This is a genomic window from Saccharothrix lopnurensis (assembly GCF_042658445.1).
Taxonomy (GTDB): Bacteria; Actinomycetota; Actinomycetes; order Mycobacteriales; family Pseudonocardiaceae; genus Actinosynnema; species Actinosynnema lopnurensis.
In genome coordinates this window covers 121,863-133,505 of record NZ_JBHSQO010000002.1, presented here as the reverse complement: position 1 = coordinate 133,505, position 11,643 = coordinate 121,863, and the positions used below count along the sequence as shown (strand labels likewise).

Genomic DNA, 11,643 nt, shown 5'->3' with positions numbered 1-11,643 from the left:
TTCATGACCATGGCTGAGGTGGTGCTCGCGATCGACCTGGGTACGACGGCGACCAAGGTCATCGCGGTCGACCGGCACGCGGGCGTGGTGACGTCCGCGGAGCACGGCTACCCGATGCGCACGACGCCCTCCGGCGAGGCGACCCACGACCCGGACGAGGTGCTCAACGCCGCGTTGACCGGGTTGCGGGAGGTCGCCGCGCAGGGGCACGACGTGCGCGCCCTGGCGTTGACCGGGGCCATGCACACGCTGCTCGGCCTGGGGCCCGACGGCCGCCCGGTGACGCCCTCGCTGAGCTGGGCCGACAACCGCGCCGTCGAGCAGACCGCCCGGTTGCGCGGCACCGAGGCGGGCCTGGAGCTGCACCGCGCCACCGGCACCCCGGTCCACACCATGTCGCCGCTGGTCAAGCTGGCCTGGTTCGCCGAGCGGGGGTTCGCCGCCGACCGGTGGTGCGGGCTGAAGGACTACGTCGCGGCCAGGCTCATCGGGCGGCTGGCCACCGAGCACTCGTCCGCCTCGGCCACCGGCCTGATGGACCTGCGGTCGCTGGCCTGGCACCCCGGCGCGCTGGCGTACGCGCGGGTGACCGCGGACCGGCTGCCGGAGCTGCACGCGCCCACCGACTGGTTCCCGCTCGTCCTCGACGTGCCCGGCCTGGTGCGCGGCACCCCGGTCGTGCTCGGCGGCGGCGACGGGCCGCTGGCCAACCTCGGGGTCGGCGCGGTGGTGCCGGGCGTGGCCGCGGTGTCGCTGGGCACCAGCGGCGCGCTGCGGGTGGTCCGCGACCAGCCGGGCGTGGACGCCGGGGGCCGGGTCTTCTGCTACGCCATCGCCGACGGCCTGTGGGTGCTGGGCGGCGCGGTGAGCAACGGCGGCGTGGTCGCGCAGTGGGCCGAGGAGACGTTCGGGGCCGACGTCGTGACGCTGCTGGAGGAGGCCGCCGCGGTGCCGGTGGGCGCGGCGGGCGTGACGGCCCTGCCGTACCTGCTGGGTGAGCGCGCGCCGTGGTGGGACCCGGACGCGTCGTCGGTCGTGGTCGGGCTGCGGCGCGAGCACGGGCGCGCCGAGGTGACCCGGGCGCTGGTGGAGGGCGTGGCGCAGCAGTTGGCGCTGGTGCTGGACGCGGTGCGGTCGGTGGCGGACGTGCACGCGGTGCGGGTGACCGGGGGCGCGTTCCGCAGCGACCTGTGGGCGACCGTGCTGGCCTCGGCGCTGGGGCTGGAGCTGGAGGTCGCGGAGGACAGCGAGGGGTCGGGCGTGGGCGCGGCGCTGCTGGGGTGGCGGGCGCTGGGCGAGCTGTCGTCCCTGACCTCGGCGGCGGACCTGGTCAAGCCGACCAAGGTGATCCGGCCGGACGAGGGGGCGGTGCGGTACTACGCGGCGGCCCGTCCCGGGGTGGAGCGCCTCTACCGGGCGCTGCGCGAGCTGGTGTAGCGCCGGGGTGGCGCTCCGCCGGCGCGGGGCCCGCCGGCATCACGCCACGACCGCCCGATCCGCCACCCCCCGTCGTTCCAGCAGCAGCGCCACCACCGCGATCGCCACCGCGCCCGCGCCCACCGCCGCGAACCCCCACCCCGGCGCGGAACGGTCGATCACGAACCCGGTGAACGGCTGCCCCACCGCCACCCCCGGCGTCATCGCGGACCCCTGCAACCCCAGCGCCACCCCCCGCGCGGACGCGGGCGCGAGCCGGGTGATCGCCTCGCCGGTCGCGGTGACGACCGGCGCGCACAGCAGGTTCACCGGCGCCACCGCCAGGGCCAGCAGCCACGGCGAGCCGGTGAACAGCCCGATCGGCACGGCCGGCAGCCCCATCGAGCCCATCAGCGCCCACAGCGGCGGCACGCGCGGCAACCCGCCGTAGACGAAGCCGCCGACCAGCGACGCCGCGCACATCACCGCGACCAGCGCCCCCGTCCACGAGGTCAGGCCCAGCTCGCGCATGGACGCCACCACGGCGACCTCGACCCCGGCGATGACGAGGATCGACCCGCCCGCGCTGAGCAGCACGCCGAGCAGCCGCCCGTCGAGCCGCCGCCGGACCGGCACGCGCGCCCCGTCCTCGTCCCGGTGCCGCACCGGCGGGTCCACCACCCACAGCACCACCCCGGACACCACCATCGCCGCGCCGATCGACCACATCGCGGTGCGGCCGGAGCCCTGCGTCACCACCGCCACGCCCAGCGCCGGGCCGGCCATGAACGCGACCTCGACCGCCATGGAGTCCATCGCCAGCGCCGTGCGCCGGTGCTCCTCGGGCACCAGCGCGGTGAGGACCTGCCGCCCCAGCGACATCAGCGGCAGCACGGTGGTGCCGCTGAGGAAGCACGTGACCAGCAGCAGCGGGTAGTCCAGCCCCGGCGCGACGAACCAGAAGACGCCCTCGGTGACGATCGACGCGGACAGCATCGCCCGCAGCCCGCGCCGGTCGACCAGCCGACCCATCAGCGGCGAGCCGATCGCCATGCCGATGGTGCTCGCGGCCCCGACCAGGCCCGCCGCGCCGTAGCCGCGCTCCAGGCCGAGCAGCACGTGCATGGTGATCGTCATGCCCGCCGCCGTCGCCGGTACGCGCGCGACCAGCATCAACAGCAGGAAAGAGGGGACGCGTCGGGTCCGCAGGACGGTGAGGTAGGGGGCGACGTCCACGTGGTCATCTTCACCCGACCGGGCAAGGACTTTAACGGTTCGTTTTCTTGACTGATTCAAAATAGCGTGGTGTAGTGGTGGGGCCATGACCCCAGGACCTCGTGAGCTGCTCAAGGACGCCGGGCTGCGCGTGACCGCGCCCCGGCTCGCGGTGCTCGACTGGCTCGCGGAACACCCGCACGCCACGGCCGACCAGGTCGCCGAGGGCGTGCGGGCGAGGTTGGGCGCCGTGTCCACGCAGGCCGTCTACGACGTGCTGAACGCGTGCGCGCGGGCCGGGTTGTTGCGCCGGATCGAGCCCGCCGGTTCCCCGGCGCGCTACGAGACGCGGACCGGCGACAACCACCACCACCTCGTGTGCCGGGCGTGCGGGCGCACCGCGGACGTCGACTGCGTCCACGGCTCCGCGCCCTGCCTGGAGCCCGCGTCCGCGGAGGGCTTCGCCGTGGACGAGGCCGAGATCCTGTTCTGGGGGCTCTGCCCCGACTGCCAGGGGCAAGGGCGCTGACTGCCGCACCCCACAAAAGGAGCTGGAAGCGTGACCCAAGCGCGTCACACCACGAACAACGCGGGCATCCCGGTCGCCAGTGACGACCACTCGCTGACCCTCGGCGCCAACGGGCCGATCCTGCTGCAGGACCACTACCTCATCGAGAAGAACGCCCAGTTCAACCGCGAGCGGGTGCCCGAGAGGGTCGTGCACGCGAAGGGCGGCGGCGCGTTCGGCCACTTCGAGACGACCGCGGACGTCAGCCGCTTCACCAAGGCCGCGCTGTTCCAGCCGGGCGCGCGGACGGAGGCGCTGCTGCGCTTCTCGACCGTGGCCGGCGAGCTGGGGTCGCCCGACACCTGGCGCGACCCGCGCGGCTTCGCGCTGAAGTTCTACACGGAGCAGGGCAACTACGACCTCGTCGGCAACAACACGCCGGTGTTCTTCCTGCGCGACCCGATCAAGTTCCCGGACTTCATCCGGTCCCAGAAGCGCCGCGCCGACACCGGCCGCCGCGACCACGACATGCAGTGGGACTTCTGGACCCTCCAGCCGCAGACCGCGCACCAGGTCACCTGGCTGATGGGCGACCGGGGCATCCCGAAGACCTGGCGCCACCAGAACGGCTACGGCTCGCACACCTACCTGTGGGAGAACGCGGCCGGCGAGAAGTCCTGGGTCAAGTACCACTTCAAGACCGACCAGGGCATCGAGAACCTGACCTCGGAGGAGGCCGCGAGGATCGCCGGCGAGGACGCCGACGCCCACCGCGCCGACCTGTGGCACGCGATCGAGCGCGGCGAGTTCCCGTCCTGGACGCTGCACGTCCAGGTCATGCCGTACGCGGACGCCGCGACCTACCGGTTCAACCCGTTCGACCTGACCAAGGTGTGGCCGCACGGCGACTACCCGCTGATCGAGGTCGGCAGGCTGGTGCTGGACCGGAACCCGGCGGACTACTTCGCCGAGATCGAGCAGGCCGCGTTCGAGCCGACCAACCTGGTGCCGGGCATCGGCGCGTCACCGGACAAGATGCTGGTCGGCCGGATGTTCTCCTACCCGGACGCCCACCGGTACCGCATCGGCGCGAACTACAACGAGCTGCCGGTGAACCGGCCGAAGTCGCCGGTGCGCTCGTACTCCAAGGACGGCGCGATGCGGTTCGCCAACGCGGTCGACCCGGTGTACGCGCCCAACTCCTACGGCGGCCCGCACGCCTCCGCCGCGGCGGCCGGCGAGGTCACCACGACCTACGGCGTCGAGGACGAGGCCGTGCGCGCGGCCTACCGGTTGCACGCCGAGGACGACGACTTCGGCCAGGCGGGCACGCTGATCCGCGAGGTCATGGACGAGGCCCAGCGCGAGCGCCTGGTGCGGACGGTGGTCGCGCACGCGTCCAACGGGGTGTCCGAGCCGGTGCTGGAGCGCGTCTTCGGGTACTGGCGCAGCATCGACAAGGAGACCGGCGACAAGATCGCCGCCGCCTTCGGCAAGTGATCCACCACGAGCCCGGCAACTAGCCCTGCCAGGTGAGGCCGCCCGGATCCGGTACCGGGCGGCCTCTTGGCGTTCCCGGCAGGCGTTCCCGCGGCCGCCGTGCGGGAAGCCGAACCGGCACGACGTCCCGCGACGTCGTGCCGGGTGCGGTGGCCGGTGCGGTGCGGCTGGGTCCGGTCCGGTGCGGCCCCGGTCCGGCCGCCCCGGTGGCTAGGCCGTCTCCTGCACGTCCTGCCGCGCGTTGGCCAGGGCCAGCCCGGTGCGCAGGGAGCCCACCGCCTCGGCCACGGCCTCCCGGAACACCCCGCCGACCCCGAGGATGTTGGCGTACCCGTGGAACAGCCCGGGGTGCCGCCGCAGCACCACCGGCACGCCCTGCTCGGCCAGCTTCGCGGCGAACGCCTCGCCCTCGTCGCGCAGCGGGTCGAACCCGGCCGTCGCCAGGTAGGTCGGCGGCAGGCCGCTCAGGTCCTCCGCCAGCAGCACCGACAGCCTCGGGTCGGTGTGCGACTCGCGCGAGGGCGCGTAGTGGTCCAGGAACCAGTCCATCTTCTCGTCGGTGAGGAAGAACCCGCGGCCGAACAGGTCGCGCGACCGCCGCCGCACCGAGGCGTCCACCGCCGGGTAGAACAGCAGCAGGAACACCGGCTTGACCTCGCCCGCCTCCAGCGCGGTCACCGCGGCCAGGTTCCCGCCCGCGCTGTCGCCGCCCAGGGCGATGCGCCGCGCGTCGACCTTGAGCTCCCCGGCGTGCGCCACCGCCCACTCGAACGCGGTGCGCGCGTCGTCCGCGGCGGCCGGGAACGGGTGCTCGGGCGCGAGCCGGTAGTCCACCGCCAGCACCCGCACGCCGCCCTCCACGGCCAGGAACCGGCACAGGTTGTCGTGGCTGTCGAGGTCGCCGCTGACCCAGCCGCCGCCGTGGTAGAAGACCAGCAGCGGCGAGCCCCCGGGCAGGTCCGTCGGCTCGTAGAAGCGGGCCCCGACGCCGTCCGCGGACAGCGCGCGCACCGCCACGCCGTCGATCACCGGCCCGCACACCAGCTGGTTGCTGCGGGTCAGCCCGAGGCGGTTCTCCGCGGGCGACGTGGTCCGCCAGTCCTCCCCGCTGAGCTGCTGCAACCGCAGCAGGAGCTGGGCCTCGGGGTGCAGCCGCTGGCCGTCCACGGTGATCGGCCGGCCGGCGACCAGCCGCCGCAGGGGAGCGGGCAGCCCGAACGCGAAGCGCAGGGCGCCGGCGAGGACGCCGGAGGGCACGGATTCGGCGAGCTTCGACATGAGAACCACGTTACTAGCGGGTAGACCCGTAGGCGAGGAGTGGACCTCGACCTAGGTCGAAGTGGCAGTATCGGTCACCATGACGGTCACCGTGGTGGGCATCGGCGGCTCGCTCCGCCCCAACTCGCAGTCCGAGCGCGCCATGCGCATCGCGCTCGCCGGCGCGGCCGAGGCGGGCGCCAAGACCATCGAGGTCTGCGGGCCGGACCTGGTGCTGCCGTTCTACGACCCGGCGGTCCCCGAGCGCGCGCACAACGCCGACCGGCTGGTCGAGGCCCTGCGCGTGGCCGACGGCGTGGTGCTGGTCTCGCCCGGCTACCACGGCACGGTGTCCGGCCTGGTCAAGAACGCCCTGGACTACATCGAGGACCTGCGCGGCGACGGCCGCCCGTACCTGGACGGCCGGGCGGTCGGCTGCGTGGCCACGGCCATGGGCTGGCAGGCGTCGGTGACCACGCTGACCGCGCTGCGGTCGATCGTGCACGCCCTGCGCGGCTGGCCCACGCCCCTGGGCGCGGCGGTCAACTCGCAGGAGGTCGACTTCGACGCCGACGGCGGCTGCTCGGCGCCCTCGGTGGCCGACCAGCTCCGCACGATCGGGCGACAGGTGACCGAGTTCGCCGTGTCGAGGGCCGACTGAGGGGGTAGGACTTCCCCGAGGGCGTGAGCTGCCGCACCACCCGGTGTGGAACGGCGCCGGCCGGGTGTTGGAACTATTCGCGGGACCAACCACCAGCTCAGAGGAGAGCGTCAGATGCAGGTGCTCTACACGGCGGAAGCCGTCGCGGTCGGCGACGGGCGCAACGGCGAGGTCCGGTCGTCGGACGGCGTGCTCGACGAGCAGCTGGCGACGCCGAAGGAGCTGGGCGGCCCCGGTGGCGACAAGACCAACCCGGAGCAGCTGTTCGCGGCCGGCTACGCGGCCTGCTTCCACAGCGCGCTGAAGGTCGCCGCCGGCCAGGCGAAGGTCCGGCTCGGCGAGACGAGCATCACCGCGAAGGTGGACCTGGGCCGCGACGAGACCGGTGGCTTCCGGCTCGGCGTGGCGCTCGTCGCCCACCTCCCGGGGGTCGAGCAGGACCAGGCCGACCAGCTGGTCGCCGCGGCGCACCGGATCTGCCCGTACTCCAACGCCACTCGCGGCAACATCGAGGTGGCCGTCACCGCCACCGTCTGAAGGAGGCGTCAGGCAATGAGCAAGAGCCCGATCACCAGCCCGCTGTCCGAGTCCGACAAGGCCGCGGTGGGAGCGGTCCTGCAGGCCACCCTGGTCGACCTGATCGACCTGTCGCTGGTCGCCAAGCAGGCGCACTGGAACGTGGTCGGCAAGAACTTCCGCAGCGTCCACCTCCAGCTCGACGAGCTGGTGACCACCGCGCGGACCTACACCGACGAGGTGGCCGAGCGGGCCGCCGCGCTCGGCATCTCGCCGAACGGCAAGGCCGGGACGGTGGCCGCGGGCTCGGGCGTGCCCGAGTTCCCGGACGACTGGCTGCGGGAGGCCGACGTCGTCGCGGCGGTCGTGACCGCCCTCGCCACGCTGATCGAGCGGCTGCGCGCGCGGATCGACGAGGTCGACAAGGCCGACCTGGTCAGCCAGGACCTGCTGATCGAGATCACCAGGAACCTGGAGCAGGCGCACTGGATGTGGCAGGCCCAGCAAGCCTGACCCCGAGCGGCGGAGCGCGGTCACCGGGACGACCCGGTGGCCGCGCCGCGCTCCGCGGAGTTCCCCGGTGGTCCGTTCCCGGGCCACCGGGAACTCCTCAGCCCAGCACGCGCCGCACGAACGCGACCTCGGCCGCGGTCTGCCGGATGGTCTCCGCGACCACCAGCGAGCCGTGGCCGGCGTCGTACCGGTACACCTCGTAGGCGGCGCCGCGCTCGGCCAGCCGGTCCAGGTAGTTGTCGATCTGCCGGATCGGGCAGCGCGGGTCGTTCTCGCCCGCCAGCACCAGCACCGGCGCGCGCACCGCGTCCACGTAGGTCAGCGGCGAGCACTCGCGGTACCGGTCGGGCAGCTCCTGCGGCGACCCGCCGAACAGGGCCCGGTCGAACGCCCGCAGCGGCTCCATCTCGTCCTCGTAGGCGGCCAGGTAGTCGGCCACCGGCACGCCCGCCACGCCCGCCGCCCACCGCTCGGGCTGGGTGCCCAGGGCCAGCAGGGTGAGGTAGCCGCCCCACGACGCGCCGTTGACCACGCACCTCGCCGGGTCGGCGAACCCGGAGGAGACGGCCCAGTCGTGCACCGCCGCCACGTCCTCCAGCTCGGTCAGGCCCGGCCTGCCCTCGATCGCGTCACGCCACTTCGAGCCGTAGCCGGTGGAGCCGCGGTAGTTGACGTGGACCACGGCGTACCCGGCGTCCAGCCACACCGCCCGGTAGGCGGAGAACCGGTCCTCGTCGGCCGAGTGCGGCCCGCCGTGCAGGTGGAACACGGTCGGCAGCGGGCCATCGGGCGCGCCGGACGGCCGCGCGACCAGGGCGTGCACCTCGCCGACGAACACGTCCTCCAGGTCGACCGAGGGCGGCGCCTCGTGGCCGGGCGGCGTGAGCAGCACCCGCTCGTCGCCGTCCGCGCCGAGCACCCGCACCACGCCCGGCCGGGCCGCCGAGGACCACGAGTACTCCACCGCGCCGTCCGGGCGCACGTGCGCGCCGCCGACCGTGCCGGGCGGGGTGTCCAGCGGGGTCAGCCCGCCGGTGCCCAGGTCGTAGCGGTGCAGCGTGTTGCGCGCCCGGAAGGTGTGCGCGACCAGCAGCGCCCGCGCGTCCGGGTACCAGTCGGCGCTGATCTCGCCGGGCAGGTCGATCACGACCTCGGTCTCGGTGCCGGCGGCGACGTCCCAGATCAGCAGCTCGTCCCGGCCGCGCCGCTCGTGGCCGACCAGCAGCCGGTTGTCGCCGCGCACCGGGCTGAACGCGATCGCGTCGAGGCCCTTGCCGGGGCCGTCCCACTTGTCCGCGACCCGCTCGCCGGTCGGCGTCACCACGCGCAGCGCGGCGTGCCGGTTGTCGCCGTGCTCGGAGTGCGCGAGCACCACCAGCGTCTCGTCCTTGGACAGCGCGGACACGCCGCCGTCGTTCTCGTGCCGGTAGACCACCTCGGCGGGGCCGCCGCCGCGCGAGACGTAGACGGTGGTGCCGTCGTCGGTGGAGGTGCCGACGGCGACCACGTCGTGGCCGATCTCCAGGCCCGCCGGGTACGCCGCGGGCACGCCCTCGACGGCGGGCCGCGGGCTCCCGCCCGGGGTGAACGGCTCGCTCACCCAGGTGCCGAACTCGTCGCCGTCGGTGTCGTCGAACCACCAGATCTCCGCGCCGTCGGGGGTGAGCGCGGCGTGGGAGGTGCCGTTCGGGCGGTCGGTGACCCTCCGGTGGGTGTCGGCGGCCCGGTCCCAGGCGTAGACCTCCCACACCCCGCCGGCGTTCGACAGGTACAGGTTGCGGTCCGGCGCGTCGTCGGCCCAGCCGGGCAGGCTGACGCGCGGCGCGGTGAAGCGGGCGCGCCAGCGCGCCTCGGCCTCGGCGTCGGGGAGCAGCGGGTCGGGGACCTCGGCGGTCGGGTGCGTCGTCACACCCCCGATCCTGCCGGCTTCCCGGCGGTGACCAGGTAGTAGTCGAGCAGACCCCGGTCGGCGGCCCGCCGGTAGGCGCGGTCCCACCCGTTCGGGTGCGGGCCGAGTTCGAGCCAGCGGTCCAGGCCCGACCACACGTGCTCGCCGATGCTCGTCGCGGTCACGTCCGCGAGGCCGGCGGCGCGCAGGTGGTCGAGCACCTCGTCCACGGGGTGGGGCAGGTCGAGGCCGGAGGTGAAGGAGCGGACCAGCCGGACCAGCTCCGGCGCGGCGGCCGCGCTCGTGGCGAAGAACGTGGTCACCGCCAACCGGCCGCCGTCGACGAGCACGCGCGCGCCCTCCCGCGCGAAGCCCGGGACGTCCTCGAAGTGCTGGGCGGCCTCCACGGACAGCAGGCGGTCGAAGGAGGCGTCGGGGAACGGCACGTCGTGCGCGGCGCCCGTGGTGAACGCCACGCGCGGGTCGTCGTTGGCGGCGGTGGCGCGGGCCACCTGCTCCGGCTCCAGGTCCAGGCCGCGGACCAGCGCGGGGTCGTGGCGCAGGGTGCGGCGGGCGCCGACGCCGCCCCCGGAGCCGACCTCCAGGACGCGGTCGCCGGGGCGGGGGGCCAGGGCGTCGAGGACGAGGTCGTAGAGGGCCTCCTGGCTGGCGACGCGCTGCTCGGTGGTCAGCTCGCCGGCGAGGTCGACACCGCGCCAGTAGCCGAAGTTGATGAAGCCGCCGGCGAACACCGGCAGGGCGGCCAGGTCGCCCTCGCCGTACAGCCGACGGCGCCGGGCGGTGCGTTCCGCGCGATCTGTCACCACCCGATCATGCCAACCGGCCGGGTGGGAGGAAGCGGAGAGTGACCACTCGACTTCGTCGTCAGCGGTCCAGCTCCTCCTCGAAGATCCGGTCCACGGTCAGCGCGGCGCGGCGCAACGAGCGGACCGCGAGGGCCGCGGTGAGGACCAGGGCGCCCGTCACGAGGCCGAACAGGGGCGAGGCCAGGACCGCCACGACACCGGCTAACCCCAGCGTGACGTGGGTCCACGCCAGGACGGGGAGCCAGCCGCGGGAGGCGGGGCGGGAGGCGGAGGTGATGCTCATGGGACTCTCCTCGGCTGGTGGCGCCCGGACCTCGGACCTCGGTCCGGGCGCGCTGCCTCGTCGTCGCACGAGCCCCGCCGCTCGTTACGTTCAGTGAGTTGAATCGTCAACCTTCACTCGTTCGGGCTAACGGAACGTGACGACCCTTCGCTTGGTGGCCAAGTAATCACTGTGGCAACAGCGGGGAGTAGTGCGTAACGCCCACGATCGGACGAACGACGTTCCGAACATACGAACCCGAACAGGGGAGGTCTGACCGATGATCGAGAACACGGTTCGGCAGGGCGGCCGCGTGCCGTGCGTGGACGCGCTGGGTCGTCGGCGGACGCTGGAGGTGTCCCTGACGGAGGACGGCGACGTGTGCCTCCACACCCCGCCCGGCGAGTCGGCGAAGCTCGACTGGAACGAGGTCGGGGAACTGCTCCGCAAGCTCGCCGAGTTGCGCCCGCACGCGCGCTAGTCCTCTTCGGCGGGTCGGTCGGGGCTCCCCCCGGACCCGGCCGACCCGCGCCCGCGCGGCGACCCCGTACACGTTCTCAAGAGGTACGCCGTGCTGGCACGGCGACCAAACCGCGGGTCATATACCCATCGCGCAGCTACGTGATAGTGCTATCGCCCAGGGCCGCAGCGCATCTGCCGGTAGCCAGCACCACGAGCACAGTCGGTTCAGCCGACGCGGTAGAGCGCGTTTGTTCGCGCCTGTGCTCGGTACTGCGGTTCACGGTCAACCCGAACTTATTGGCCTTGTGAAGCTCGGTAGCAGCATTCAGAGTCGTCTGTCCAGCGCGGCGCGGTGCCGCCTCGGTTCCTCATGCTTCCACGACCAGGACATGAAATTTCTGAAGGCATTCAGCCCTCGACCCCCCGTATGGTACGAGGTGGAGAGCATTCACGACAAACGTTCCTGATATGCTGTGCAACCGTGGCCATGGACTGCAGGTCATAGGTCGCGACGATCGCTAATACTCGGAGAACTGGACCTCTTCATCCGAGATTCTCTGCCGCAGAAGCCTGCCGATCTGTCTGCCCTGCCAGCCGAAATTGGCGTTCTATATAGTG

General features: G+C 73.3%; 12 protein-coding genes. 7 read left to right on the top strand and 5 right to left on the bottom strand.

What is annotated here, in order from left to right:
• Positions 1-3: 3 nt before the first annotated feature.
• Complete coding sequence (locus ACFP3R_RS02670; RefSeq protein WP_380632328.1) at positions 4-1,437, top strand: gluconokinase; 1,434 nt, start codon at positions 4-6, stop codon at positions 1,435-1,437.
• 39 nt (positions 1,438-1,476) lie between these two features.
• Here the strand turns inward: ACFP3R_RS02670 and ACFP3R_RS02665 are convergent, their stop codons facing one another.
• A complete protein-coding gene (locus ACFP3R_RS02665; protein WP_380632325.1) occupies positions 1,477-2,652 on the bottom strand; it encodes an MFS transporter in 1,176 nt (391 codons plus the stop codon).
• 85 nt (positions 2,653-2,737) lie between these two features.
• Between ACFP3R_RS02665 and ACFP3R_RS02660 the strand changes: the two genes are divergently transcribed.
• Together ACFP3R_RS02660 and ACFP3R_RS02655 are read left to right on the top strand one after the other, a co-directional pair.
• Entirely contained in the window at positions 2,738-3,160 is a 423-nt protein-coding gene (locus tag ACFP3R_RS02660; protein WP_380632322.1) for a Fur family transcriptional regulator, read from the top strand.
• A gap of 30 nt (positions 3,161-3,190) precedes the next feature.
• A complete protein-coding gene (locus ACFP3R_RS02655) occupies positions 3,191-4,639 on the top strand; it encodes a catalase (RefSeq protein ID WP_380632321.1) in 1,449 nt (482 codons plus the stop codon).
• A gap of 210 nt (positions 4,640-4,849) precedes the next feature.
• On the opposite strand, the gene ACFP3R_RS02650 is transcribed toward ACFP3R_RS02655, so the two are convergent.
• Positions 4,850-5,917, bottom strand: coding sequence for an alpha/beta hydrolase (locus ACFP3R_RS02650; protein WP_380632320.1), 1,068 nt, complete (start codon positions 5,915-5,917; stop codon positions 4,850-4,852).
• A gap of 79 nt (positions 5,918-5,996) precedes the next feature.
• Here ACFP3R_RS02650 and ACFP3R_RS02645 point away from each other — a divergent pair, with 79 nt between their 5' ends.
• The 3 genes from ACFP3R_RS02645 to ACFP3R_RS02635 all read left to right on the top strand — a co-directional run bounded on the left by ACFP3R_RS02645 (position 5,997) and on the right by ACFP3R_RS02635 (position 7,586).
• Positions 5,997-6,557: an NADPH-dependent FMN reductase gene (locus tag ACFP3R_RS02645; protein WP_380632319.1), complete on the top strand. Its 561-nt coding sequence runs from the start codon at positions 5,997-5,999 to the stop codon at positions 6,555-6,557.
• A gap of 114 nt (positions 6,558-6,671) precedes the next feature.
• Complete coding sequence (locus ACFP3R_RS02640) at positions 6,672-7,094, top strand: organic hydroperoxide resistance protein (protein WP_380632318.1); 423 nt, start codon at positions 6,672-6,674, stop codon at positions 7,092-7,094.
• A gap of 15 nt (positions 7,095-7,109) precedes the next feature.
• Positions 7,110-7,586, top strand: coding sequence for a Dps family protein (locus ACFP3R_RS02635; RefSeq protein ID WP_380632317.1), 477 nt, complete (start codon positions 7,110-7,112; stop codon positions 7,584-7,586).
• A gap of 97 nt (positions 7,587-7,683) precedes the next feature.
• Here ACFP3R_RS02635 and ACFP3R_RS02630 read toward each other — a convergent pair whose 3' ends face one another.
• From ACFP3R_RS02630 to ACFP3R_RS02620, 3 genes are all read right to left on the bottom strand, one after another.
• The gene (locus tag ACFP3R_RS02630; RefSeq protein WP_380632315.1) at positions 7,684-9,495 is read right to left on the bottom strand and encodes a S9 family peptidase; all 1,812 of its coding nucleotides are present in this window, start codon (positions 9,493-9,495) and stop codon (positions 7,684-7,686) included.
• Positions 9,492-10,298, bottom strand: a complete 807-nt coding sequence (locus ACFP3R_RS02625; protein WP_380632313.1) for a class I SAM-dependent methyltransferase — start codon at positions 10,296-10,298, stop codon at positions 9,492-9,494. Before ACFP3R_RS02625 ends, ACFP3R_RS02630 begins: the two co-directional genes overlap by 4 nt.
• 61 nt (positions 10,299-10,359) lie before the next feature.
• Entirely contained in the window at positions 10,360-10,584 is a 225-nt protein-coding gene (locus ACFP3R_RS02620; protein ID WP_380632311.1) for a hypothetical protein, read from the bottom strand.
• A gap of 259 nt (positions 10,585-10,843) precedes the next feature.
• On the opposite strand from ACFP3R_RS02620, the gene ACFP3R_RS02615 reads away from it, so the two are divergent.
• Positions 10,844-11,044 carry a hypothetical protein gene (locus ACFP3R_RS02615; RefSeq protein WP_380632309.1) on the top strand — a complete coding sequence of 67 codons (201 nt, stop codon included), beginning with the start codon at positions 10,844-10,846 and terminating at the stop codon, positions 11,042-11,044.
• Positions 11,045-11,643: the final 599 nt, after the last annotated feature.